This window comes from Cryomorphaceae bacterium 1068 (genome assembly GCA_027214385.1).
Taxonomy (GTDB): domain Bacteria; phylum Bacteroidota; class Bacteroidia; order Flavobacteriales_D; family Cryomorphaceae; genus JAKVAV01.
Genome location: JAPVXR010000010.1, coordinates 100,427 through 125,265, shown reverse-complemented (window position 1 = coordinate 125,265; position 24,839 = coordinate 100,427). Strand labels below are relative to the sequence as shown.

At 43.8% G+C, this 24,839-nt stretch carries 20 protein-coding genes and 1 tRNA gene; 9 read left to right on the top strand and 12 right to left on the bottom strand.

Annotated features, from left to right (window positions below; genetic code table 11):
- Nucleotides 1-7 precede the first annotated feature (7 nt).
- Nucleotides 8-1,543 carry a 2-isopropylmalate synthase gene (locus tag O3Q51_13025; GenBank protein MCZ4409738.1) on the top strand — a complete coding sequence of 512 codons (1,536 nt, stop codon included), beginning with the start codon at nucleotides 8-10 and terminating at the stop codon, nucleotides 1,541-1,543.
- Between the two features lie 12 nt (nucleotides 1,544-1,555).
- Nucleotides 1,556-2,614 carry a 3-isopropylmalate dehydrogenase gene (leuB, locus tag O3Q51_13020; protein MCZ4409737.1) on the top strand — a complete coding sequence of 353 codons (1,059 nt, stop codon included), beginning with the start codon at nucleotides 1,556-1,558 and terminating at the stop codon, nucleotides 2,612-2,614.
- A 69-nt stretch (nucleotides 2,615-2,683) separates the two neighbouring features.
- Here the strand turns inward: leuB and O3Q51_13015 are convergent, their stop codons facing one another.
- Together O3Q51_13015 and O3Q51_13010 are read right to left on the bottom strand one after the other, a co-directional pair.
- Nucleotides 2,684-3,247, bottom strand: a complete 564-nt coding sequence (locus O3Q51_13015; GenBank protein MCZ4409736.1) for a DUF1573 domain-containing protein — start codon at nucleotides 3,245-3,247, stop codon at nucleotides 2,684-2,686.
- A 68-nt stretch (nucleotides 3,248-3,315) separates the two neighbouring features.
- Complete coding sequence (locus O3Q51_13010; protein MCZ4409735.1) at nucleotides 3,316-4,926, bottom strand: S41 family peptidase; 1,611 nt, start codon at nucleotides 4,924-4,926, stop codon at nucleotides 3,316-3,318.
- 223 nt (nucleotides 4,927-5,149) lie between these two features.
- On the opposite strand from O3Q51_13010, the gene O3Q51_13005 reads away from it, so the two are divergent.
- Nucleotides 5,150-6,658: a serine protease gene (locus tag O3Q51_13005; GenBank protein ID MCZ4409734.1), complete on the top strand. Its 1,509-nt coding sequence runs from the start codon at nucleotides 5,150-5,152 to the stop codon at nucleotides 6,656-6,658.
- Between the two features lie 124 nt (nucleotides 6,659-6,782).
- Here O3Q51_13005 and trxB read toward each other — a convergent pair whose 3' ends face one another.
- From trxB to O3Q51_12980, 5 genes are all read right to left on the bottom strand, one after another.
- A complete protein-coding gene (gene trxB / locus O3Q51_13000) occupies nucleotides 6,783-7,727 on the bottom strand; it encodes a thioredoxin-disulfide reductase (protein MCZ4409733.1) in 945 nt (314 codons plus the stop codon).
- Nucleotides 7,728-7,822: 95 nt separating this feature from the next.
- On the bottom strand, nucleotides 7,823-8,773 hold the full coding sequence (locus tag O3Q51_12995; protein ID MCZ4409732.1) for a DUF4249 domain-containing protein: 951 nt from the start codon (nucleotides 8,771-8,773) through the stop codon (nucleotides 7,823-7,825).
- On the bottom strand, nucleotides 8,755-11,151 hold the full coding sequence (locus O3Q51_12990; GenBank protein ID MCZ4409731.1) for a TonB-dependent receptor: 2,397 nt from the start codon (nucleotides 11,149-11,151) through the stop codon (nucleotides 8,755-8,757). Before O3Q51_12990 ends, O3Q51_12995 begins: the two co-directional genes overlap by 19 nt.
- Before the next feature lie 388 nt (nucleotides 11,152-11,539).
- A tRNA-Pro gene (locus O3Q51_12985) sits at nucleotides 11,540-11,614 on the bottom strand.
- A gap of 69 nt (nucleotides 11,615-11,683) precedes the next feature.
- Complete coding sequence (locus tag O3Q51_12980) at nucleotides 11,684-12,103, bottom strand: hypothetical protein (protein MCZ4409730.1); 420 nt, start codon at nucleotides 12,101-12,103, stop codon at nucleotides 11,684-11,686.
- 311 nt (nucleotides 12,104-12,414) lie between these two features.
- Between O3Q51_12980 and O3Q51_12975 the strand changes: the two genes are divergently transcribed.
- The 4 genes from O3Q51_12975 (at nucleotide 12,415) to O3Q51_12960 (ending at nucleotide 17,589) form a co-directional block, all read left to right on the top strand.
- On the top strand, nucleotides 12,415-15,090 hold the full coding sequence (locus O3Q51_12975; GenBank protein MCZ4409729.1) for an FG-GAP-like repeat-containing protein: 2,676 nt from the start codon (nucleotides 12,415-12,417) through the stop codon (nucleotides 15,088-15,090).
- Nucleotides 15,091-15,152: 62 nt separating this feature from the next.
- Nucleotides 15,153-15,632 carry a nuclear transport factor 2 family protein gene (locus tag O3Q51_12970; GenBank protein MCZ4409728.1) on the top strand — a complete coding sequence of 160 codons (480 nt, stop codon included), beginning with the start codon at nucleotides 15,153-15,155 and terminating at the stop codon, nucleotides 15,630-15,632.
- Nucleotides 15,633-15,663: 31 nt separating this feature from the next.
- Nucleotides 15,664-16,119, top strand: a complete 456-nt coding sequence (locus O3Q51_12965; GenBank protein ID MCZ4409727.1) for a GNAT family N-acetyltransferase — start codon at nucleotides 15,664-15,666, stop codon at nucleotides 16,117-16,119.
- A 192-nt stretch (nucleotides 16,120-16,311) separates the two neighbouring features.
- Nucleotides 16,312-17,589 carry an ammonium transporter gene (locus tag O3Q51_12960; GenBank protein ID MCZ4409726.1) on the top strand — a complete coding sequence of 426 codons (1,278 nt, stop codon included), beginning with the start codon at nucleotides 16,312-16,314 and terminating at the stop codon, nucleotides 17,587-17,589.
- Here the strand turns inward: O3Q51_12960 and O3Q51_12955 are convergent.
- Both O3Q51_12955 and O3Q51_12950 read right to left on the bottom strand, forming a co-directional pair.
- A complete protein-coding gene (locus tag O3Q51_12955; protein MCZ4409725.1) occupies nucleotides 17,586-18,410 on the bottom strand; it encodes a T9SS type A sorting domain-containing protein in 825 nt (274 codons plus the stop codon). The genes O3Q51_12960 and O3Q51_12955 overlap by 4 nt on opposite strands.
- 102 nt (nucleotides 18,411-18,512) lie before the next feature.
- On the bottom strand, nucleotides 18,513-19,769 hold the full coding sequence (locus O3Q51_12950) for a hypothetical protein (protein MCZ4409724.1): 1,257 nt from the start codon (nucleotides 19,767-19,769) through the stop codon (nucleotides 18,513-18,515).
- A gap of 180 nt (nucleotides 19,770-19,949) precedes the next feature.
- Here O3Q51_12950 and O3Q51_12945 point away from each other — a divergent pair, with 180 nt between their 5' ends.
- Nucleotides 19,950-20,951, top strand: a complete 1,002-nt coding sequence (locus O3Q51_12945; protein ID MCZ4409723.1) for a histidine kinase — start codon at nucleotides 19,950-19,952, stop codon at nucleotides 20,949-20,951.
- Nucleotides 20,948-21,643, top strand: a complete 696-nt coding sequence (locus tag O3Q51_12940; protein MCZ4409722.1) for a LytTR family DNA-binding domain-containing protein — start codon at nucleotides 20,948-20,950, stop codon at nucleotides 21,641-21,643. The genes O3Q51_12945 and O3Q51_12940 overlap by 4 nt, the downstream gene beginning before the upstream one ends.
- Nucleotide 21,644: 1 nt before the next feature.
- On the opposite strand, the gene O3Q51_12935 is transcribed toward O3Q51_12940, so the two are convergent.
- From O3Q51_12935 to O3Q51_12925, 3 genes are read right to left on the bottom strand one after another with little or no spacing between them, the layout of a single operon-like run.
- On the bottom strand, nucleotides 21,645-22,328 hold the full coding sequence (locus O3Q51_12935) for an ABC transporter ATP-binding protein (protein MCZ4409721.1): 684 nt from the start codon (nucleotides 22,326-22,328) through the stop codon (nucleotides 21,645-21,647).
- Nucleotides 22,325-23,584 (bottom strand): ABC transporter permease, encoded by a 1,260-nt coding sequence (locus O3Q51_12930; protein ID MCZ4409720.1) that lies wholly within the window; start codon nucleotides 23,582-23,584, stop codon nucleotides 22,325-22,327. The genes O3Q51_12935 and O3Q51_12930 overlap by 4 nt, the downstream gene beginning before the upstream one ends.
- Nucleotides 23,585-23,586: 2 nt before the next feature.
- The gene (locus O3Q51_12925) at nucleotides 23,587-24,660 is read right to left on the bottom strand and encodes an efflux RND transporter periplasmic adaptor subunit (GenBank protein ID MCZ4409719.1); all 1,074 of its coding nucleotides are present in this window, start codon (nucleotides 24,658-24,660) and stop codon (nucleotides 23,587-23,589) included.
- Nucleotides 24,661-24,839: the final 179 nt, after the last annotated feature.

Sequence of the window (24,839 nt, the reverse complement as noted above, 5' to 3'; positions counted from 1 at the left end):
GTAGATAATCATGGCACGAACCATCGAAATAATGGATACCACGTTGCGGGATGGTGAGCAAACACCCGGAGTATCCTTCACAGCCCTTGAGAAATTGACCTTGGCCAAATTGCTTTTGACAGATTTGAAGGTGGATCGTATTGAAATAGCTTCAGCTCGAGTGTCTGCAGGAGAGTTTAATGCAGTGAAGAGCATATCTGAGTGGGCTTTAGCGAATGATTGTCTTGAGAGAATTGAGGTGCTGACCTTTTTGGATAAAGGAGCGTCTCTCAATTGGATGGTAGAAGCAGGGACTCGTGTCCAGAATTTGCTCACAAAGGGCTCTTTGAACCACCTGACACATCAACTGAGGAAAACTCCTGAGCAGCATTTTGCCGATGTCGCAGAGATTGTTGCTTTGGCAGAAGGAAAAGGGATTGAAACGAATGTGTACTTGGAAGATTGGAGCAACGGGATGCGAAACTCTCGAGAGTATGTTTTTAAGGATCTTGATTTTCTGGTTACTCAGCCGATAAAGAGAATACTTCTGCCGGATACATTGGGAATTCTATCTCCTGAAGAGACTTTAAGTTATCTCCGGGAGATTGTAGAAAGGTATCCTGATACTCATTTTGATTTTCATGGCCATAACGATTACGGTTTGAGTGTAGCCAACGTTATGGAGGCTCTTCGGGCCGGATGTCATGGAATTCACCTTACGATAAACGGTATGGGAGAACGTGCAGGTAATGCTCCGTTGGCAAGTTGTATTGCCGCGATAAAGGATTTTATGCCCGAAATCCATACCAATGTAGAAGAGAAACATTTGTATGAATCCAGTAAAACGGTTTCCTCCTTTTCAGGATTTACCATTCCTGTAAACAAGCCTGTTGTGGGCGCCAATGTATTTACTCAAACTGCGGGTATACATGCGGACGGGGATAGTAAGCACAATCTTTATTTCAACGATCTGATGCCTGAAAGATTTGACCGAAAGCGAAAGTACGCCCTCGGTAAAACATCGGGTAAGTCTAACATCACCAAGAATCTCGAAGAGCTCGGGCTGACCTTGAGCGATGAAGAAGTCAAGAAAGTAACGACGAGAATCGTGGAGTTAGGTGATCAAAAGAAGGTCGTTACGACCCAAGATCTACCCTACATTATTTCAGATGTCTTGCAATCTCATACATATGAGAAAAAGGTTTTTGTGAAGTCGTATGTGCTGATGCAAGCCATGGGACTTAAGCCTTCATCGACAATGAGTGTAGAAATCGACGGAGAACTTTTTGAAGAAAGTTCACAAGGTATCGGGAAGTTCGATGCGTTTATGAATGCGCTACACAAGATTTATAAGGGTAGAAATGTTCGGTTACCCAAGCTGATTAACTACGCAGCTCGTATTGCTCCCGGAACTCGAAGTCATCCTGTGGCCGAAACACAAATAACATGGAAAGACGGCGAGGAAGAGTTCATGACTACGGGTCTGGATACTGACGAAACGGTATCTGCCATAGTAGCTGCAGAGAAAATGCTCAATATTATTTTTCCAAAAGAACAAGAATAGACAATTGCAACGATGAAAATGAATATCGCCTTATTGGCAGGAGACGGAATAGGTCCTGAAGTTATTGAACAAGCTGTAAAAGTGGTAGACACCATCGCAAAGAAGTTCGATCATGAAATCAATTGGAAATCTGCTTTGACAGGAGCTGCAGCAATTGATGCTGTTGGCGATCCATATCCTGATGATACCCACGAAATTTGCGCATCTGCAGATGCTGTTCTTTTTGGCGCTATAGGTCATCCAAGATTCGATAATGATCCAACCGCAAAAGTTCGCCCTGAACAAGGATTGCTGAAAATGCGTAAAAAGCTCGGCTTATATGCCAACGTTCGCCCAACTTTTACCTTTCCATCCTTAATAGACAAATCTCCCTTGAAGCGCGAGCGAATTGAAGGCACGGATTTGATCTTTTTTCGGGAATTGACAAGTGGTATCTATTTTGGTAAAAGCGGTAGAGAAGACAATGGTAATACGGCATTTGATACTTGCACTTACACGCGTGTCGAAATCAGAAGATTGGCCAAAAAGGGATTTGAATCAGCCATGATGAGGTCAAAGAAGCTTTGCTGTGTTGACAAGGCTAATGTTTTAGAATCCTCACGATTGTGGCGGGAGACTGTTCAGGCAATGGAAAAGGAGTATCCTGAAGTAGAAGTATCTTATGAATTTGTAGATGCCGTAGCCATGCGTTTGGTGCAGTGGCCCAATTCTTATGATGTATTGATTACCGAAAATCTGTTTGGTGATATTCTAACCGATGAAGCTTCCGTGATCTCAGGTTCTATGGGATTGATGCCTTCAGCATCTTTAGGTGAAAAGACATCTCTTTTTGAGCCTATCCATGGATCATACCCTCAAGCTGCCGGAAAAGACATTGCTAACCCTTTGGCTACGATTCTTTCAGCTGCAATGATGTTTGAAATGGCTTTCGGGCTCAAAGACGAAGCTGAGGCCATCAGAGCGGTAGTCAATAAATCAATGACTGAAGGCATAGTGACGGAAGATCTCGCGGAAAACGGAAAAGCCTATAAGACAAGTGAAGTAGGAGATTGGCTTGCGGCTCACGTTTAAGTATTGAAAAATGACAAAAAAAAAAGCGCCGACAACAGTCGGCGCTTTTTTTGTTCAATAGTTGAGGTATTAGATTCCACCCTCCTTTACATTCGCTGAAATAGTCAATACTGACTTCTCAGGCAATGTATTGGCAGTGATGGTAACGTTTTTGCTTTGAGCATTCTTTTGTTTACCAGGCTTATAAACGACCTTGATCTCACCAGTCTCTCCCGGAGGAATCGGCTCTTTCGGATATTCAGGTACCGTACATCCACAAGATCCTTTGGCATTTTCAATTATCAAGGGCTCTGTACCCGTATTGGTAAACGCAAAAACTTTGGTGTTTTCTGAATCTTGAAGAATTGTTCCAAAATCATGTGCAGTCTCAGTAAACTCCATCGTAGTCACCGGACCTGCAGGTGCAGTTTTAGAAGCTGTAGTCTTTAAAGGATCTACCGCCTTGGCTTTATCTAAAGCTACTTTCTTTTCTTTGGCATTGTTTGCAGAAACAGCTGCTGTTCTTTCAAAAGAGGCTCTGTCAGCACTAGGATCAACGTATGATGGACCATCATCTGTTACTAATATGACTGTATTTACAACTAATAGTGCTGCTATAAAAACCAGCAATCCTGTTTTTAAGTTTTCACTCATGACAATTGTTTTCTAAGTTAAGTTTACAAAGGTATAAAATTGAATATCAGAATTCGAACTCTCTGTTTTTAAAACCGCGTATCGGCGAGTTTAAATTCGTCGTAGTCGTTCTCCTTGAGTATTTCAATGGCCTTATTGTAAGTGTTCCAATAAGGATTGAATACTTGGTAGTACGCGCTAAAATCCCATAAGTTTCGCGCGATGAGAGCCTTTAATCTCCCCGCAATCATCTCCTTCGATCTTGCGAAGTCTTCTTCGTTCCAATCTATTTCTTCATCCTCTTTGGCTGCGTAGTCTTTAAGATCCGAAATGGCTGAGTCGATGTCGAATCCTTTTATGTAGGCTTCGACATTCGCGAACTCTTTCAGTAGTTTTTTTCTCTGCTTATTGGTGTAGGTAATCGCAAATGAATTCATTATCCCTTTTCGGATCAGGTCATTGTTCAGATCCGAAGATGCCATTGTATCCAAGGGAACAAAAACATCAGGAACAATTCCACCTCCGCCATAAACCACTCGGCCATTCTCGGTAGAATACTTCAAGGAGTCCGGAAAATCCAAGCTATCCAGCGACCAAAGTTCACCATTCTCATAGCGATCAAATTTTTCTCGGTAATATGCTTCCATTCCATCATCATAAGGCTTTTGGATACAGCGCCCGCTTGGAGTAAAATATTTCTGTGTGGTTAACCTGATATAACTGCCATCCGGAAGAGGAATAGGTCGTTGAACCAATCCTTTACCAAATGTTCTTCGCCCAACTATCAAGCCTCGGTCCCAGTCTTGGACAGCTCCTGAAACGATTTCAGACGCACTTGCTGAACCTTCATTGGTTAGTACTATGAGTCTGCCTTCTTCAAATTCACCTTTGGAAGTAGCAACCATTTCTCTTTTCGGATAACTTCTTCCCTCTGTGTAGACGATCATTTTACTTGAGCTGATAAACTCATCTGCCAATTGACGACTCGTTTCCAAAAGACCTCCACCATTTCCTTGTAAGTCTAGCACCAAGTCTTTCATGCCTTGTTCTTTTAAGGATTTGAGAGCTACATGGAACTCATCCATAGTCGTTTTCGAAAAACGGTTGATCTTGATGTAGCCGATTTTATCCGTAGCCATGTATGAGGCATCGAGACTGTATAGTGGTATTTCGTCCCGCACTATGTCAAAAATGAGCACTTTATTTGTTTCTCTTCTTCGTATACCGACGGTTACTTCCGTTCCTTTGGTTCCGCGAAGGCTTGATGTAACATCGCTATTGGTGACGCCAATACCCGCTACGTTTTCGCCATCAATACTCACGATTTTATCACCGGCCATAATCCCTAGGGATTCACTTGGTCCTCCCGCAATAGGGGAAACAACCGTAATTGTATCTCTTAAAATATTGAATTGAATACCGATTCCTTCAAAATTGCCTTCTAGCCCTTCATTCGCTCGAGCTACATCTTCAGCAGGAATATAAACGCTATGTGGGTCCAGTTCTCCAAGAACCTCCCTTATCGCGTCATCCACGAGATCATCAAGATCTACACTATCTACGTAGCTATTTTCCAAATGAAAAAGAAGCGCAGTGATTTTCTCTGCAGCTTTTCTGAATTCGGGTTGATTTTCTTCTGATTGGCCTTTTGATACCGTAAAAGCCAGAACGGCAATGGTGACTAAGATGAGTCTTTTCATATTAAATACTTTCGAATCCTAAAGATAACGCTTTAAAGGCCCTCTAGGGTTGGTATGGCAGTGTTAATTCCAGTTAAAGTCTTACGACAAGCATCTCTAACGTCTTTCTCCACCAAAAGTTCCTTCAAACTTCTGTTGAAATATGCTCTTGAAACATATCTGCAATTCAGGCGTATACGCGTGTGCATTAGTTTCAGAATTAGAGAAAATTTGACTTCTCCCTATGAACGTAGAGAAATGGTACACTTTCACAGATGAAGATTGGAAAACACTAGAGGATCAGTTTAAGTCTTCCTATTTTCCTGTTCTTCGTTTCATTACCGAAAATAAAGGTTCCTTTTCGGAAGCTCGGGATGTATACATCGAAGCATTCTATTACTACACTCGCTCTGTCGAACTCAAGGGAAAGACATATCTTGAGAAGGCCTCCGGATTGATTTATTCTTTTTCCAGAATCATTTGGCTTAAAAAACTCGAAAAACGTAATGTGGACTTGAATTTCGTACAGCATCGCCGAGAGTATTACGACCTCGATCATGCTTTTCACGAGATTGATTTAATGAACGAAAGAAGTGAAAAAGCTGCTTCGAAGTTGGCATTAATTGGTGAGCCTTGTAGAACCATGATGCTCGAATTGATCGGAGAGGGAAGGCCCTTCGAAGAAGTTGGTCCGCGATTGGGTTTTAGTGTCGAAGAAAGAGCCATCAATCGCCTATCGGGATGCTTGAGGAAGTTGGTAGAGCTTACTGAGAATAAAGCTTTTGATATCAAAAGTGAAGATTTTGCAAAGTGCTTAAATTACGTGATAGCTCCTGAAAGTACGGAGAAGCCTAAAGGACCTGAAATGGATGTTTGTCTGGCTATGACCTCCAGAGTAGTGGCGACGGTAAAGAACCATGTCAGTTCCAAAGAGCGAACGACCATCTTAAGAGAATTCAGGGATCGCTTGCTGCCTGATGATGCGAGTAACTTGAAGAAGATGGAGGACAATCCAAAAAAGATCAAAATGAAACCATTACAACTCATTTCTTTTACAGCGCTGGTTGCTGTTGTAGTCTCCGTACTTACCTCTTTCGGACTTTACAATTACGCAAGTAACAAAGAGGTAGCAAAGCCCGAAATAGTCGTGGATACTATGAAAGTAGATACGGTGCAAGTTCCTGTTCTTGAATGGAAAGAGAAAAGTGCATTCATCATAAACGAAGATGGATTTGCTCTCACCACTGCTGAGGATTTAAGTAAGGGTGATATGATCAGTGTAAGTAATGAGCTCTCTCATAATGGTTCTGCAGAGGTAGTGTCAATTGACAAAAAAACAGGACTAGCGCTACTATTGGTCGATTCGGTTTTGCGCACTTCAGTCCCTTTTCGTTTTTCTCCAAAAGCTGCAGAAGTGGGAGATGAACTGATTTCTTTGGGATATTCCGATGGGAAACTTCTATTTGGAGAGGCCACAACACAATTTTCTGAATTGGAGACTATGTGGGTAGGTGGAGATGCATTGTTCCCTGGCGCCCCTTTATTTTCGGAGTATGGAGAGTTGAAGGGCATCATGATTGAGTCAGATGAAGGAAAGCTTTCTCAGGGAGTCGTTAAAGTCAAAGAATTTATTGAGTTTGGTACGACTTACGACATCAAATTACCAACTAGAAACAGACTTTATTACAGCAGTACAGCCCAAAGGGTGGAAAGTTTGAAGCCTTGTATTTTAAGAATAAAATACCAAGGCTAATTGGCAACTATTTACCTTTTGAATCGTATTGTTTATAGCTAATCCTAAAGTTTTTTTAGGGCTATGAATGAGAAAGCCTCCCTTGCTATGGGGAGGCTTTTCTTTTTATTGTCCTGTTAGTTGTCTAGTGCAGCCCTGCTTCCGCCAAATACCTTTCGGCATCAAGAGCACCCATGCATCCCGTTCCGGCTGCAGTAACGGCCTGTCGGTATATTTTGTCGGCAGCATCACCGCAAGCAAATACTCCTGCAACGTTCGTCTTGGTAGATCCCGGAGTCACTTTAAGGTATCCCGTGTCATCCATATCCAATTGACCTTTGAAGATATCCGTATTTGGCTTGTGGCCAATGGCTACGAAGAATCCCGTGATTTTGATTTCCGAAGTTTCATTCGTAACTCTATTCTTTACTCTAACTCCTTCAACACCTGATTCTCCTAGAATTTCATCGGTTTCAGTGTTCCAAAGAATTTCAATATTCTCTGTGTTCATGACTCTGTGCTGCATGGCTTTAGATGCGCGCAGCTCATCTCTTCTTACCAGCATAGTTACTTTCTTGCAGAGCTTAGCCAAATAACTCGCTTCTTCACAAGCGGTATCTCCACCTCCAACAATGGCTACTTCTTGGCCTTTGTAAAAGAATCCATCACAAACGGCACAGGCACTTACACCAAAACCATTGAGGCGTTTCTCACTTTCTATTCCCAACCACTTAGCAGAAGCTCCTGTCGAAATGATCACCGAATCAGCTGTGATTTCTTTGTTGCCATCAATCGTTACTACATGCTTACCTCCGCTGAAATCTACGGCAGTAGCCATTCCGAAACGCACATCCGTACCGAATCTTTCAGCTTGTTTCTTAAAGTCTTCCATCATTTCGGGACCTTGCGTTCCATCAGGGTATCCGGGATAGTTCTCCACCTCAGTGGTGATGGTTAATTGACCTCCGGGTTGCAGCCCTTGGTACATTACGGGACTCATGTCAGCTCGCGCTGCATAGATTGCTGCGGTATAGCCCGCAGGGCCTGAACCGATGATCAGGCATTTTACATGTTCAGTATCTTGACTCATTGTCGAGTGTTTTTTTCAGGCTGCAAATTTACGAACTATCCTTCCTTCATGACGAAAATAAATATCACCAATGTTTATATCGGATATGGAAAACCTTATGGAGTAGCAAAAATAGTATCATACGAGCAAGCATAGCCCGCCCATATTCCAAGCCCTCCTTCTATGTTTGTGATCACATTGTTTGGGGCGGCAAAAGGACTTCCGTTAGTTCCTAGCTGCTGTTCAAAAGTTCGGTAGAATTGATAGCTGGGCTCTGAGATTGAACAAAATTTAAAAACGAACCGATCACCCAACTCGAAAAACCCGTCTTCCTCTTCGGTGTCTGTGGGACGAGAGGAATTGAAAGGCTGGCCTCTCTGGAATCCAACCTCCAGCGAAGTACCATTGAAAAACTCATCGAGAAATGTAGATCCGAGAGGTGCATAGTAAACTTCGTCCACTGGGTTGTCGTTGTTATTTGGCCCAATCCTTCTCGTGAATACGCGATACGCATTATTGAGTGTGTCGGGATCTGTGAACCTACTGAAGACATAACCGTATTGAGGGCTATTGGCCCAAAGCCTGAAATAGGATGAGTCAGGCACAACGGGATTTGGAATATGTGTGGTGGCCCTCAGCACTTGATCATCCAATTCTACTCTCAAATCATAGGAGGTTTCGAACTCTCCAACTATATCCAGACCAATATAGCCGCAAAGCGGAAGGTCATCCAAATCGTCGGGAGAGACTCCGATTAATTCAGCAAATGCGGACAACAGTTCCGGGGGAACATCTTCTGCACAGACGGCAGTAAGCTCCTGATCGTTTACAAATACGGTAGCATCCGATATATATGAGTTAGCAATATCTGCAGGACTTGTCGGTTCAAAGAAACCTCTTGTTCTTGAGACCAACACAATAGGAGGGCCACCGTTTTCAATGGTTCCTTCAACCACGATTTGCGGTTCCGAAGGGGGGATATCTATTTCGATATCCTTTTCGCAAGAAGAGAAAAGAGTCACCAAAATCGCTATGTGCCAAAATCTTCTCAAAACTGAAAATTCCATGTGACGGCAGGTAAGATGGGGAATAGGGAAACTTGTTTGGCCTGAATTTGAAAAGTACCATTTGCCGCTTCTCCTTGATTATCGAAATAGTAGAAATACGGATTTAAGCGGTTGTAAACATTGTAGATGGAAAATACCCACTGCGATTGAATCCTCTTTCGCTTCTCAATTATTTCGCCTGTCACCTTGTCTGTAATCTTCTTGGTTTCGCTTGTTGAGTAAGTTGCGGAAAGATCCATTCGGTGATAGTCTCTCATTCTAAAACTGTTGCGTTCCGAGTAATTATAAACGAGGGTGTTTTCGATAAAGTATCCGGTAACGGGCAGTGTGATAGCACGACCCGTACCGTAAACGAAATTCCCGGAGAGGGTCCATTTATCGGTCAGTCTATGAGCTACCACAATGGCTATATCATGCCTACGGTCAAAGGTAGCCGGATACCATCTTCCTCCGTTAATAGCATCAAATTGACGATCCGTTCGGGACAGAGTGTATCCAATCCAGCCAGTCGTTTTTCCCACGTTTTTTTTGACGAAAAACTCAATGCCATACGATTCACCACGCCCAAAAGTCAACAAGTTATCTTCATTATTCCCCACCCCGTCACTTGGTTGAGTATTTTCCTTGTACTCAATTAAATTTTCCATCTCCTTGTAGTACGCCTCAACAGAAGCCTCTATGCTGCCACCTTCAAAGAGTCGGAAGTAGCCCACTGCATATTGTCTTCCCAGCTGAGGTTGGACGAGCTCTGTGCTTGGTAGCCATACATCGGTAGGAAGGGCTAGCGGTGATAGGTTTGCTAAATGGATGTACTGGTAGTTTTGAGTGAAAGAGGCTTTTACGGATGATCGCTCAGACAGTCGATAGCTAGTGCTTAATCTTGGCTCCCAGCCAAAATAATCTGCGATAGTTTCTCCTGATCCATAACGAACGGTGTCTTGCGTTGAGCCATTCGCGTCAACGACATATCGTGTGAATGGCCCTGTATGTGCAAATGCTGAAACGCGAAGACCAGCTTCAATTTTCCAAACGTCCGTTAGATCAAATTCATCAGAGATATAAAAAGCTCCTTCGTGACTGTAAAACTGCTGTTGCTCACCCAAGTCAAAAATGGTCTCACCCTGTTCTGCAGAAGAATTGTTTGGGCTGATGTCGTGGAACACATATGAAAACCCCGTTTTAACATTGTGATTTCCCAGTTTGAAAGAGAGTTCAGGCTTAAACCGATAGTCCGTTATCTGGCTATTTACTTCTAGCTGAAATTCGTCTTGACTACCCTTAAAGCCGAAATTGTATTTAGTGAATGATCCATTTACCTTAAACAAGATATCATCGTTAAAGATCTTTTGATACCCACCCGAGACTATCCGGTTTCCCCAAGTGACATTTGTTTTAAATTCAGTTTGAGGACTGTTAAAGTCGAAAGCGTCATCGCCGAAGTAGCCGCTTAAAAATACAGAACTTCCATCGCCCAAATCCCAGTCCAGTCTTCCATTAAGATCATAAAAGAAATAGCGGCTTCCGCCGAAATCTGATTCTTCATTAATGAATGGAGTTATTAGAGCATCTACGTAAGTTCTGCGCCCCGACACTATGAACGAAGCCTTATCTTTTACCAATGGTCCTTCAAGAGTAAGACGGCTTGAGATTACTCCTAGTCCACCTCTGCCTTGAAATTTTTCAGTGCTTCCTTTCCTCTGAGAAACATCGATTACTGAGGCCAAACGTTCACCATATTCCGCTGGCATTCCACCCTTGTAGAGCTCAACACCTTCAATGGCATCGGAGTTAAATACCGAAAAGAAACCAAGCAAATGGGACGCATTGTAGACAACGGCATCGTCAAAAAGAATCAAATTTTGGTCAGGACCTCCGCCTCTCACGTAGAATCCGGCATTGCCTTCGCCCGCGGCCTGAACACCAGGTAATAGCTGTATGGTTTTCAATAAATCGACTTCTCCCAGAAATGCGGGTAAGAGCTTGATGGTTTCCATATCGAGCTTAGTGCGACTCATTGCAGTTCCTGATGTGTAATCAGAAATATAAGCTTTGATTTCAACCTGTTTTAAGGTGATGTTGCCCAATTCTATGTCGAAATTCTTTCGTTCTCCCGATTCGAGTGAGATCTTTTTTACTGAAGGAGTGTATCCGGCATATGAGAAGCGAACTTCGTAGCTACCCGGTTTGAGTTCCATTTCGAATTTCCCATCCAAATCGGTCGACATTCCACGACTTGCAGCGGGGATATACACTGTCGCTCCCGGAAGTGTTTCGCCTGAGATACTATCACGGACTGTACCGAAAAGAGTGGCAGTATTCTGAGCCTGAACGATCAGGAATGCTAAGAAAAAGATACAGAAAAGTGCTGTCGTTTTCACCTAGGCAAATAACTACTAAGGTCGGGAAAAGTTGCACGATGGAGGGAACATTGATAGAACCGATAACTAAATTTATTGGAAGTCATACACAAAATCATTGATTGAAATTATCAATTTTCTGATCTGAGCTGATTTTTGCATTTTTTCAAACATCTTCAAGCAAGCTTTGCCAGTGGCCTTTTCCATCTAAATTTACTTGATAAGGATGCACCTTAGCCTCATTCGTCGTCTCGGTGATACTTCCGTGTGGAACTACAATTTTTTGAAATCCTGCTCGCCTCCTCCTTCGACGAGCTGATTTTTGATTCCAGTGCCTGATCTCAAACAAGCTTGGATCAGTCCTGAAATCAAAAATCCCCGCTCTTTGAGCGGGGATTTCAAAAGCTTGTCGGGGTGAGAGGATTCGAACCTCCGATCTCTGGTCCCCCAGACCAGCACTTTAACCGGACTAAGCTACACCCCGTAAAATCGTTTCCCTTTCGGGGGTGCGAAAATACACTTTTGCATTTAATTAGCGAATGTCAGGTGTTTTTTATCGAGGCACGTGTTCTTTCATTTCTTTTTGGAAAATACGCAAGAGTTGACCCGCTGATATCGGTTTTCGCAACTCGCCTTCAATCAATGAATCTTCAAGTAATTGATGGCCATAGCTGTCGTCATTTTTTTCTTCCAGAAGAATGATTTTAGAGTCGCAATGCTTTGAGAATTTTACGCGATAAGTATCCATAAACTCCCCTTGATTCAAATCCGATTTATGCGGGTTGTAAAAAATGATCTCAGGAAACGGATAACCGCAATTTTGCTGCTTTTCCAAATAAGCCAAAGCGTCTGAAGCGGATTTCAGGCATACAGTAGTTTTCGCCAATCCTAACTTTCGAATATCATTAGAAATATTGGCACTTGAGAACTTATCTCGGTCTATTATAAGGACAATGGACGCTGAATTGAACATAGTTTAGTAGGTTGAGTGATGAGTAGTATGCGCGGCTAAAGCCAGGTAGCGTGTCTGACCAGTAGGTTCAACTGTCCAACTTCACTAATTCTAATTCCAAAATAAAGTTAAGAATAATATCTACTAATCCAATGAGATTCAGGATTTAAACGGAGGGTACTTTTAGTATTCCAGCGTGGTACATTTTGCAGAAAAGTGTTGAACTAAAAGCATGAACTGGATTTTTGGGATACATCCACGCAATGACGAAACGTGAATAAAAGTTGAAAAAGATGTAACTTTCAAACCATTACCAATCGAATCTAACCACAATGAAAAGCACTTTATCTTTATTCGCATTATTTCTTTTCGTTTCAAACCTCTTTTCTCAATCTTTTTCTCCACCTGAATTTTTAAGTTCAACTCCCTTCGAATTGAGAGGTGCCTTGCTTATTGACCTCGAGGGTGATGGTGATCTCGACGCGCTTGCAGGCGGAGTCGGCTTTAATGCATCGGGTATTGAAACTTGGGAGAACAATAATGGCCAGTTTACCTTGGTAACCGGAAATATTCCCTTTGGAAATTTTGGATCTGGAATCTTAGCTGCCGCCGATATAGACATGGATGGTGATGAGGATTTCGCCGCAGTGATTGAAGAAACTTTAATATGGTATGCCAACGATGGATCCGGTCAGTTTGGAAATCCTACCATTGTTGACAATGATATGGGCGATGTCAGGAGCATTGCTTTCGGACAGCTCGACCTCGTTGCAGGTCCTGAAATGGTGGTCGCTCGAATTGACGCTGAAGACGTCTTAGCTTATGCCAATGACGGTAACGGAAATTTTGGCTCTGCCATTACGGTTTCCTCTAATTCTCAAGATGCCATCGATGCTGTAATCGGCGATTTTTCGGGAGATGGGTTGAACGATATCGCCGTAGCTTGCCTGAACGGATGTGATGTGACGTGGCACGAAAACCTTGGTTCGCTTACTTTTGGTCCTCAAACAATTTTGACGACGGCTCTTAATGGATCGTACAAATTGGCATTGGAAGATTTCGACGAAAACGGACACCTCGATATCGCCGTGGTTGCCTTCGGTTCTGATGATCTTTCGGTATTCTTCAATTCGGGTGCAGGAGTTTTTGCCCCTCAAACTCTTATTTCCGATGACGTAGACGGAGCAACAAATTTGGCCGTTGGTGATTTCAACAACGACGGCGATGTAGACTTATGTGTAGGTATTGAGAACGGAAATTTCCCAATTCTTTTCTTCGGAAATGGATCAGGAGGATTCACTGAGTTGATTATTGATGATACCGGTAGCGTTGATAATCCCGAACAGTTTCTTGCGGGCGATGTAGATGGAGATGGAAGAATTGATTTGGTAACAGCCTCTCAAGATGACAATAAATTGGTTTGGTTTAAGCAAGACCCGGGAGTTATTACCCCTGGAACAAACCCATTCCTCGAGCAGCAATTGATTAACCAACCCGCCTCTCGGGTAAATGATCAAGCATCGGGTGATATAGATGGTGATGGGCTTAACGATTTAATTACGACCGAACGCACAACAGGTCAGGTGACTTGGTATCAGAATGATGCAGTAGGTACTTTGAGTCGACGACAAGTTTTACTCGATCTCAACGAAGGTTTAGCAGGACTCGATGTGGGCGATATAGATGGTGATGGCTCTACGGATGTGATAGTATCCAATATTCCCGATAGTACAGTAGCAATTTACCTCAATCAAGGTGCCGGATCAGCTTTTACAGAAATCATCCTCGACCAAGGTCTGGACGGTCCTTATTCACCTTATCTATCCGACCTTGATAATGACGGTGACTTGGATGTTTTACAGGCATCGGGTTGGGATCAAGAAGTGTATATCTATCCCAATCTCGGAGGTGGTATTTTTGGATCGAGAATCGTCCTTTGCGATGACTGTCTTTTTTCCACTGCAATTGCCGCAGAAGATTTGAACGAAGACGGTTTACCTGAAGTATTGGTTTATAAAGGTCAAAATCAAGACTTGGAAATCTACGAGAACTTGGGTGGTTTGACTTTTGGTCCGGCAGAATTGATCGTAGATCTTGTAAACGGTTGCCGAGATATTGCTTTCCTGGATTATGACCATGATGGAGATCTAGACGTTTTCTCTTCGGGAATCTTTACCAATAGAATTCGCTATGCTGAGAATCTTGGCAACTTAAATTTTGCCACAGACGTGGAAGTTCCTTTCAATGTAGTAGGTGTTTATAGTTTTGCCGTTCTTGACGCGGATCTCGATGGCGATGATGATTTGGCCTATGCTGACTTCTTTTCTAATCAAATTCGACTGATACTTCTTGAAGATGGTGAGTTCACCGAGCGAAGAACCGTAGACAATGTATTCGAAAACCCTTTAACGCTTTTGGCAGAAGACTTCAATGGAGATGGCGCCGCAGACCTTACCTCAGCCTTTAGAAACTACCTAGCCCTGTATACAAATGAGGCCACATCATGTGCTTCACGAAGACCCGAGAATTTGCAAGTGAGCTTTACTGCGGCTACCGCAGATTTCTCTTGGGATCCCGTTCCCGGAACGGAGGCTTGTAGAATTACTTTGCAGAGTCAAAACGCTCAAATTATCCAACAAAACATTTTTGGTGTTGAGCCCTCAAGCTTCAGCGCTCCAGTGAGTGCCTTGACAACTGGTCTCGGATACAACTGGCGTGTCCAATGTGCTTGCTCGCTGAATCCTATTGAACCTACCGCGCCTTCTCAAGTGAGTTTCTTTGTAGTCCCTGTGGGATTGACAATTTTTCCAAATCCTGCACAAGAAAATCTTCAAGTCCAGTTTGATTCGGGAGCTAATCCTTTGGGGATGAATTACAGAATAACCGATCTGCAGGGCCGCACAATCAAGCAGGGAATTTATGCGAATCAAATTTCTTTGAATGAAATCGAAATGGGTTACTACCTTCTCAATATGGATGGGAAAGTTTCTCGCTTCTTCAAGAATTAGCGCTTGATTTCTCTATCAATGAAATGGATAAATTAGAAGTGTCGATCTTTAAAAATATACTTATGACGTCTTCTTCAAATCAAGATTTAATCACCAAGTTCTACGAGGCCTTTTCACGTTTAGATGCAGAAGCCATGGCTTCTTGTTACCATGAAGAAGTGGTTTTTGAAGACCCTGCCTTTGGAATTCTCAAAGGAAAAAAGGCCGGAAATATGTGGCGTATGCTTTGTAAAAGCCAAAAGGGAAAAGGCTTCATCGTAGAATTTTCGAATGTGAAGGCGAACGATCAAACCGGTTCAGCGCAGTGGGAAGCCAAGTATACTTTTTCAAAAACAGGTAGGAAAGTCCACAATAAGATAGACGCTCGATTTGAGTTTGCCGACGGTATGATCATAAAGCATACTGACGATTTTGATTTAAAGAAATGGGCTCGTCAAGCTATGGGACTCAAAGGTGCACTGCTCGGTGGAACCTCCTTTTTTAAAAATAAGCTACAGCAACAAACGAACGGTATGTTGGCCAAATTTGAAAGCAAGCTGTAGTTCGCTATTGTAGTCACTCCTATTCGAGAAGATGAATATTCGCATACGACCGTATCAAGAAAAAGATAAATCAGCGGTGCTCGATTTATTGAGAAAAAGCACTCCAATGTATTTTCATCCAGCCGAAGAATCTGACTTGGTGCAGTACCTAAACGAGGAGGTAGAAGACTATTTTGTCGCGTTGAGTGGCGAACAAATCATTGGTTCAGGTGGAGTCAACTATTTCCCTGCTGAGATTAAGGCCAGAATTTCATGGGATATAATTGATACTGATTTTCAAGGCAAGGGAATAGGTCGTCTGCTGGTGGAACATCGCTTGGCCGTCATTCAAAGGAGAGCCGATATAAACACCGTGGAAGTTCGGACATCTCAAATTGCTCATGGATTTTACTACAAGATGGGTTTTAGTCTTGGTAGCGTAGAAAAAGATTATTGGGCCAAAGGATTTGATTTGTACCGGATGAGATACTCACTTTTTGGAAAATGAGAATAGGAGATGAGGAACCAACAATTTTCTTTCTGCTGAATTGGAAATCTTTCATCCTTATTGTCAGAATAATGGAATATTGCTAAAAAGGCAATTCAATTTCACGGATCTTGTAAGTGTTTCAATGACACATAGCTAAGTTTCGCCCCCATAATTTAGCTCGTTCAAATGAGCCGCTACTTCCAATGAATTATGGGAAAGAAAATCAACTTTTTGGCATTGTCGCTGATCGTTTTGATCAGTGTAGTTACTGCTAGTCACTATGAAGAGTTAAGCTCATCCATCGATTCGGGCGATACAGCTTGGATGATTGTGGCGAGTGCCTTCGTGCTGCTCATGACTCCCGGACTTTCTTTTTTCTACGGTGGGATGATTAGCAAAAAGCACATTATCTCAACTATGTTGCAAAGCTTTGTTGCTTTGGGTGTTATTAGTGTTTTGTGGGTAATCGTGGGATTCAGCCTCTGTTTTGGAGAAAGTATCGGAGGAATAATCGGAAACCCTCTGACTTACTTCAACTTTCAAGGAGTAGGCTCAGAGCCCAACCCTGACTTTGCCGGAAGCATTCCGTTTCTGCTCTTTGCACTATTTCAGCTCAAGTTTGCCATCATTACCCCCGCTTTGATTACGGGGAGCATGGCGGGACGAATTCGCTTTCGCAGTTACATCCTCTTTATGGTGCTTTTCTCTTTACTCATATACAGTCCGCTGGCGCACATGACATGGCATCCCGATGGATTGCTGCGCAATTGGGGAGTCTTGGACTTTGCCGGAGGAACGGTAGTTCACATGTCGGCGGGATTGGCAGCCCTGGCGGGTGCGGTTATTCTCGGAAAGAGAAAAGAACAAACCCATGAGCCAGGCAATGTACCATTCGTCATTCTGGGTACAGGGCTGCTATGGTTCGGTTGGTTTGGGTTCAACGCTGGTTCGGCTCTCGGGGCCAATGCCGATGCCGTTATCGCTTTCGCCAATACCAATATTGCCTCTGCCACCGCCATGATCACTTGGATGTTTTACGAGCGGATGCTAGGCCGCAAGATGTCTGCAATCGGAGCCTGTGTCGGTGCCGTCGTCGGGCTCGTGGCTATCACACCCGCAGCAGGCTTTGTCAATATCGGTCAGTCGATGTTCATCGGTTTTATAGCAGCTCTGATTTCTAATTGGGCCATCCAGTGGAAGAACCGATCGTCCATCGACGATACGCTTGACGTTTTCCCGAGCCATGGGGTAGGAGGAATAGTTGGGATGATTCTCACTGCCGTTTTTGCCAAGGACGTTGGCTTGGTCTATGGGGAAACCACGACTTTTCTCTACCATCTTCTGGCATTGGTTATGACCTCGGTATTCGCTTTTGGCGGAAGTTACCTTCTTTTCAAGCTGGTCGATTCACTTCTCTCTATGCGCGTTCGTGAGGATCAAGAAGATCGTGGACTCGACTTGAGTCAGCACGGAGAACGATTGGATTAATCTACCTTGACAAACTTCTCAGAAAGCTCAAAACCATCGTCGGTGGTGATTCTGGCGATGTAAGTGCCTTGCTCAAGATCGGAAATATTGAGTCGAATAAAATCGAATGCTTGTCCGAGCATCATCTCCTTCATCAGCTGCCCCGAAGTATTGAAGAGTTGCAGGTTGGCCTTCTTGTGGCCTTGGAGGTCGTATTCCAATATGATAGTTTCTCGCGCCGGGTTTGGGTAGGCGTCAAAGCCATTGTTGTTTCCTTGTTGAACTATTCCCGAGAGGATGGTGCCGTCGCTTTCACGGGCAAGCGGACGGGGGAGCTGACCACATAAATGGAAGAGTGAGTATTCAGATGAAAAAATACTCTCTGCAAACAGCATGTAACTACCGTTTTCGTCGGATACCACCCATGATTCGTTTTCCCCTAACGATATGTTTAATATAGGTGCCAGGTCATTAAAATCCCAGAAGATACTACCATCATCGCGGTAGATACGAGAATACACGCCGTCAGTGGATTGGCCCGCAGATAGGTATTCAATGGTGGTTGTGTCACAATCGAATAGAGCTCTTGTGATCAGGGTTCTATTGTATGAATTTGTGTCTGCTACTGAAATTGGCAATGTTGCAAATAATGACAAATCGGTGTTGTATAGTTCAATTGCAGAAGTTGTTTCAACCGCCAATTTTGGTAGGCCATGATCAATGTAGATTAATCTATACTGGTTAGTGGATGATTCAAAAGTTCCGACTAGCTCTGGATCATTCTGTCCTTTTCCTTGAATGGCAAAACAAAAGGTTAGGGCAATTAAGATGAGGCTTTTCATCGTGTTTTAGTTTGGTTAAGCATTAAATGTAAAAAACCAATTGCACAATGCAATTGGTTAAAGTCGATATTCTTGGAAACCCTTGATTGCTTATTCATCGGGTTACTCTATTGCCAATGACACATCGTAATTCGGCGTATTCTCACCCTTTGCCGGCATAATGATCACAAAGTCGTTTTGAGCGAGGTACTGCCTGATTTGTCTGTTTGGTTTTATCCGTTCGTTGATCCACATCTTCTTGAGTGGTCTCAAGTCGATGATCTTCCAGACTTCTTTATCTCCAACCGAGAGCAGTGGTGTCATGTTCTCCGTCCAGGTGCTTTCGAAGTCTAGATTGTCGCCTATCTCTCCCGTTTCCTCATCGAGGTAGTAGCGGGTAGCGAAAGCAACGTTTACGTCGTGACTTCCGTTGAAAGCTGCCAATTCATAGAGCATATTTCCCACTTCGTAGTCGGCATTTCCCGTGAGTCCTCTGGCGGTGTGCATACCGCCCATTTTGACAAATACTTTTGGCATCTGCTCAGCCGAATTTTGGTAGTAGGTGCGAAAATGATCTTTCATCAAGTCGGTGCGTCCTTCCAGATTTTCCAGAAGATCAGCTTTCCAGTCGCGGTAAATCTCGCAGCTGGCAATCATCTCGTCGGCGGCGCTGAAGCAAGAACGGCAAGCTGTTTTGTTGAGTTTTTCGAGCAAGTCTTGGATGAGTTCATCTGCTAGTATGACATTGTAGACCTCACTCGTTTCTTTATCACCTACTTCGGCGTAGGCTTCCATCAATTTCTTTCTACCCGCTTCGTATTCGGTTCTCAAGTTTTCGGGCATGCCAGCATTTTTCCAAGCCTCTTCCAGCAAAAAGAGGTAGCCGCCCAAATACTCTTGATCCAATCCCCAGAGGTCGTATCCATTTTTCATCGCGATTTCGAGAAATTCAGCATCCTCAATGCCTTGAAAGAATGGAACGGGAATATCCCCCGTGAGCTGAACATGACTCGTGTAAAATTGATTGAGGGTAGTTTTTACGTCTTTGGATTTCCCGAGTTCTTCTATTTTATTGGCGGCAAGTGGTCCCGTTTCTACCGCGAAGTGTTTGTAGCCTTCTTTTGCCAGCAAGGGTAGGAGAGCGGCGGTGATTTCAGAGATGCCCGCATCGTTATGATACTCGCCCAGCAGGAAGAACTGACTTCCGTCTATCGCTTCGTTCAAGAGGTCGGCGCCTTGGCCGGACATCTTTCCCTTTTCAATGGTAAAACTGTAAGTGTTCTTAGCGAAATGCTCGGAAGTGAAAGTGTCTTGAGCAACAGCTTGATGAATAAGAAGGGGAGCAAGCCCTGCGAAAATGATTGTTTTGAAGTTTTTCATGAGAGTAGAATTTCTTCCAAAACTCAGGGTTCCTTTTCTGCTTATCCATTTTTTGGGATGAGACTACAGAATTAAGGGATCAACGGAATGAACGCGATTCGTGGATCCATTCGTCCTTTCAAAAAGCAACTTCGTCCCATATTCTGTATTCAGCTATTCTGATGGTTTACATTTGACCTTATGAATCGCTATTTACATCCACTCGCTTGGCTGGCCTTTTTACTCTACTACGTCTCGGAAGATGTGGTGAGTGACACCCTCGATTCGCACGGCTTCTATCTTTCAGTCACGTATGTGCTGTCTATGGCAGCTTGCTTCTACTTCTTCTATCCGAAGGTTTGGAAGGAGGCGATTCAAGACAAAAATCCATGGTCATTGATTTTCTGGGTGCCTGCGGGAGTCACCGTATTCATTCTTTCTCGCTTTTTTCTGGAAGAAGTAATCTTGAAGTGGCTGACAGGAACTGGAAATTACCGAGATCCCTACACGGTCAATTACATTCTTGACAACACGTTTAGGCCCATTTCTATCATTCTTCTCAGTCTGGTGGCTTGGCTTCTGAAGCGCCAAAGTGAATTCAAAGCCAATCGGGCAGTATTGGAACAAGAAAAGATCACTGCCGAATTGGCCTTTTTGCGGTCACAAATCAATCCACACTTTTTATTCAATACGCTTGGCTTCATTCACAGCCGCGTGTATAGTGCCGATCCCGAAGCAGCCGAGATTACTACCGAACTATCTAACGTTTTGCGCAAGGCCTTTTCAGCTTCCGAAGAGGATGAAACGACCGTGCACGAAGAGATGGAAATGGTAGAGAATATCTACGGAATCATGAAAAAGCGTTTTAGCGGAAAGTGCTATGTGGACTTTGAGGTGGATGAAACCATTCTCGAAAAACGGATCGAACCATTGCTCTTGATGCCGCTGGCTGAGAATATGTTCAAACATGGCGACTTGCGATCGCCCGATAACCCTGGCAAAATCTTTATCGGATCGCAGAACGATCAATTACTGATCAAATTTGAGAACAAGATTATGCCGGGTGATGCGCACGACGGGTCAGGTATTGGTCTCGGAAATACCCGAAAGAGATTGGAATTGGTTTATCCGAGTCGCCATTTGATGGAAATCCAAAATGAATCGAATAGATTCGTGGTGGAACTAAAGATTCCCATTTCATGAAAACGCTCAAAGCCATCGCGATAGATGATGAGGCCCATGCCTTGGATTTGATTTCGCTTTACGCGGAAAAGTCCGCGTTGGTCGACCTTTCGGCGAAAGCTGATAATCCACACGATGCGCGTAAACTACTGGAGTCAGAATCTTACGATATCGTTTTTCTGGATATTCAGATGCCCGAGCTTACGGGTTTGCAATTGCTCGATTTGGCATCAAAGCCACTCGATGTGGTCATCACCAGTGCCTATCCAAAATACGCCCTCGACGGATACAAATACAACGTCTGCGACTACTTGCTCAAGCCCTTTTCGTTTGAGCGATTTGAAGAAGCGGTAGAGCGGGTAGCTTCAAAAAAAGGCAAGTCGAGTCAAAGCTCGGAGGAGGCTTCGTTCATCACGCTGAAGGGCGACGGCAAAGGGAGTTTTCACCGCATCGATCCCGCTGGAATTCTCTTTGTGGAAGGAATGAGAAACTACGCCTCATTTCATTTTCAGTCTGATCGGATCGTCTCGCTTCTCACACTCACCGAAGCTGAAGCCGTTCTGCCTTCCAACTTCTTGCGTATACATCGTTCTTTCATTGTCAATTTAAACAAGGTCGAGCGCCTCGAAGGGCATTCGGTTTTTATTGGCGAAAAGCTGATTCCTATCGGGAAGACTTATCGTGAGGAGGTTTTGAGGCGATTGGGTGTATAGCTTATTTTCCGTGAGAAATGATTCTGCCATCTTCCATCGTGATGATTCGATCGGTCTTGGCGGCAAAATCATGGTCGTGGGTTACTACCAGGAGTGAAAGGTTTTGCGAGTGACTGAGGTCCTTGAAAATGTCAAAGACGTTTTCGGAATTCTTGCTGTCCAGATTTCCCGTTGGTTCATCGCCCATGATTATAATGGGGTCATTGATCAAAGCTCGAGCGATGGCCACACGCTGCTTTTGTCCTCCCGAAATCATTGAGGCTTTTTTGTATGCTTCGGATGCGATGCCTAGTAAGTCCAACTTTGCCATGGCCGCTTCTCTAATTGCCGAAGTAGATTTCTTCCCAAGTTTTCTGGCGGGGAGCATTACGTTGTCCAACACGCTGAATTCGGGCAGTAGGTAATGAAATTGAAAGACAAAGCCAATTTCCGCATTTCGAATGCGTGCCAGCTCGTCGTGGTCGCGATCCGTCACTTTATCTCCACCCAAAAAAAGCTCTCCTGAGTAGTCGGTATCCATGGTAGAAAGAATGTAAAGCAAGGTGCTCTTTCCACAGCCCGACTTGCCCATGATGGATACAAATTCACCTTTGTCGATACCGAAAGAAACGTCTTTCAATACGTGAAAATCTACCGGATTGTAGAAGTGCTTATTGATCGATTTTGCTTCCAGAACCAAACTCATTGTCCTCTGATTATTTCTACCGGATCGATTCGTCGCGCTTTTCTAGCAGGTAGATAACCCGCCAAAAATGTGCTTACCATAGCAAAGATTATTCCACCCAAATAGAACATTGGATCGAAATTCACGGGGAAAGTATCGATGGTCGGAAGTGCCTCCGTTTCGAATGGAGTATGATCGATGACAACGGATAAACTGTACCCTAGGAGTAGGCCCAATGAGCCACCAACTAAACCAATCAACATAGCTTGAGAGATGAAGATGTTTTTAACATCATCACCCGAAAATCCAGTGGCTTTAAGGATGGCGATATCATTCATCTTCTCGTAGATCATCATGTTTAGAATATTGTAAATCCCGAATCCTGCTACGATCAAAAGAGTGATGGAAACCGCATAGGTAATGAGGTTTCGAATGGATGTACCCGTTTCAAATTGGGCGTTGGCGGTTTTGATGTCAATCGCCGAAACGTCAAATGAACGCCGTACTTCATTGGTCATCGGCACGGCATCTTCGATGTTGTGGAGCTTCAGATTGATGTCGGTAATGTAAGTTTTGCCTTCGCCCAAAAGTTGTTGACCCATGCTGAGGTTGACGTAGCTTTGAATGTTGTCCACGTCTGCCAGGCCGCTTTGAAATATTCCGACGATTTTCAGTGGCACCAAAACCCCTCTGGCCGTTGATACCTGAATTTTATCTCCGATGGAAAGCGACATTTTTTTGGCAACACCCGCGCCGAGTAGTATTCCGTTTCTGTTTTTTGCCAATGCTTCCGGGCTTCCCGACACGATGTACTCATCGAAATTGAAAAGCCTTGTTTCTTCGAGGGGTAAAATTCCCGTCACCACTCCGTTTAACTCAATGGAGCCCGCGAGGTAAAATACCGAAGCATTCACTTGGGGCGAAATGCCGCGAACCCTCGAATCCTTTTCAAGCGTGGAGATGATCGGTAAGGCATTGTGAATCCGCTCTTCGCTACCCTTCGGTTTTACCGATTTGATGATATTCCAGGCGCTGGAGAAAGCTTCGTCAGCTTCGATGGGCTGCACTTCCGAAGGTTCAATTTCATTGTAAATTCTCACGTGTGGAGTGCGGTTGAGAATGAGCCCGTCCAGCAATCCGTTAAGTCCCGTCATAAAGCTCATCAGCACGATGAAAGTCCCGATTCCAAAAGTAACGCCGAGTGCCGCGATGCTGCTCTGCTTTAACCGAGATAGAAGGTGCGTTCGCGTTATGTCGAAAATGACGTTGACCTTCACAGTTATGGTTTGTAAAGAGTGGTGGTCGTATCAATGCCCGAAATGATTTCGATACGCTCCATATTGCGGATTCCCGTTTTCACTTCGATTTCGCCGTCCGAGGTTTTTACTCTGTCATTTTCCAAAAGGTATTCGATGGGAATGCTCAAGACATTTTCTCTGATTTCGAGTACGATGTTTGCCTCACCTGCCAAACCTGCATAGAGCACCTTCGGGGGGTTATCCATCTTGGCTTCCACTTCAAATGTCTGGGTGCGCTCATTTTTAAAGGGAAATATTTTCGTGATGCGGGCATCGAAGGTTTGCTCAGGATAAGCATCCAAAGAAATGATACAAGCTTGGCCCATTGACACCTGAGCGATGTCAACTTCGTCTACCTGCATTTTTAGAACGAAACTTTCGGCTCTTCCGAGCTTGGCAAGGACAGATTGCGAACTGATAAATTCGCCTTCCTCTTTCAAGATTTCATAAACCATTCCGTCCATTCGCGAACGGATGGTGTAGTCTTGGAGATTGGTATTGGCTTGCTCCAATGCGTTTTTAGACCTGCGATAAGCATTGCGCAATTCTACTTGCGTTTGTTCGTATCGCTGGTTTAATAAGTCAAGGTTGTTTCGACTCTGTTCGTATTTGAGCTTTCTGTTTTCGAATTCAGACTGCGATCCAATATTCTGATTCCAAAGATTTTGTTGACGGATGAAATTCACCGAGTCCAAGCTCAATTGCGCTTTGGCCAGTGAGATTTCTTGCTCAATGTTACCAAGCAATGTGGCGCTGCCTTGGTATTTTGATTCGGCCAGCTCCATACTTAATCGAGCATTTTCGCTGGCTATTTCAGGACTTTGAGAAACGATATGTGCGATAACTTGTCCTTCATTCACAATACTACCTTCATCCACCAAAAGAGAATCGAGGATGCCCGCTACCGTAGGGTAGACGTTGTACAAATCTTCAGGTTCAACGATGACCGACGCGTAAACGGATTGAGTTAAAACAACATATTCAGGATGCATCCCTTCCTTTTTTTCCGAGCAGGAAATCAAAAATGGAATCAATGCAAGAGCAAGGTATTTCATGGCTTAGAGTAGATATAAAGGTAGGGTTCCTACTTTAAGAATTCTAAGCTTTCGGTCACTAATTTGAGAGGGAACCATCTTTGTTTTGCCTATATCCAAAGCTTCAGAATTGGCTTTCAATTGTCAATAGTAACAGCGTGAATAAAGACACTCGGAGGAACTTTGTTTTTACTTTTTGT

Excerpts from the sequence above, each read along its gene's own strand:
- O3Q51_13010 (MCZ4409735.1), bottom strand. The coding sequence starts at position 4,926 with ATGAAAAGACTCATCTTAGTCACCATTGCCGTTCTGGCTTTTACGGTA.
- O3Q51_12970 (MCZ4409728.1), top strand. The coding sequence starts at position 15,153 with ATGACGTCTTCTTCAAATCAAGATTTAATCACCAAGTTCTACGAGGCC.
- trxB (MCZ4409733.1), bottom strand. The coding sequence starts at position 7,727 with ATGAGTCAAGATACTGAACATGTAAAATGCCTGATCATCGGTTCAGGC.
- O3Q51_12965 (MCZ4409727.1), top strand. The coding sequence starts at position 15,664 with ATGAATATTCGCATACGACCGTATCAAGAAAAAGATAAATCAGCGGTG.
- O3Q51_12925 (MCZ4409719.1), bottom strand. The coding sequence starts at position 24,660 with ATGAAATACCTTGCTCTTGCATTGATTCCATTTTTGATTTCCTGCTCG.
- O3Q51_12950 (MCZ4409724.1), bottom strand. The coding sequence starts at position 19,769 with ATGAAAAACTTCAAAACAATCATTTTCGCAGGGCTTGCTCCCCTTCTT.
- O3Q51_12940 (MCZ4409722.1), top strand. The coding sequence starts at position 20,948 with ATGAAAACGCTCAAAGCCATCGCGATAGATGATGAGGCCCATGCCTTG.
- O3Q51_12980 (MCZ4409730.1), bottom strand. The coding sequence starts at position 12,103 with ATGTTCAATTCAGCGTCCATTGTCCTTATAATAGACCGAGATAAGTTC.
- O3Q51_12995 (MCZ4409732.1), bottom strand. The coding sequence starts at position 8,773 with ATGGAATTTTCAGTTTTGAGAAGATTTTGGCACATAGCGATTTTGGTG.
- leuB (MCZ4409737.1), top strand. The coding sequence starts at position 1,556 with ATGAAAATGAATATCGCCTTATTGGCAGGAGACGGAATAGGTCCTGAA.
- O3Q51_12960 (MCZ4409726.1), top strand. The coding sequence starts at position 16,312 with ATGGGAAAGAAAATCAACTTTTTGGCATTGTCGCTGATCGTTTTGATC.
- O3Q51_12945 (MCZ4409723.1), top strand. The coding sequence starts at position 19,950 with ATGAATCGCTATTTACATCCACTCGCTTGGCTGGCCTTTTTACTCTAC.
- O3Q51_13015 (MCZ4409736.1), bottom strand. The coding sequence starts at position 3,247 with ATGAGTGAAAACTTAAAAACAGGATTGCTGGTTTTTATAGCAGCACTA.
- O3Q51_12935 (MCZ4409721.1), bottom strand. The coding sequence starts at position 22,328 with ATGAGTTTGGTTCTGGAAGCAAAATCGATCAATAAGCACTTCTACAAT.
- O3Q51_12975 (MCZ4409729.1), top strand. The coding sequence starts at position 12,415 with ATGAAAAGCACTTTATCTTTATTCGCATTATTTCTTTTCGTTTCAAAC.
- O3Q51_13005 (MCZ4409734.1), top strand. The coding sequence starts at position 5,150 with ATGAACGTAGAGAAATGGTACACTTTCACAGATGAAGATTGGAAAACA.
- O3Q51_12955 (MCZ4409725.1), bottom strand. The coding sequence starts at position 18,410 with ATGAAAAGCCTCATCTTAATTGCCCTAACCTTTTGTTTTGCCATTCAA.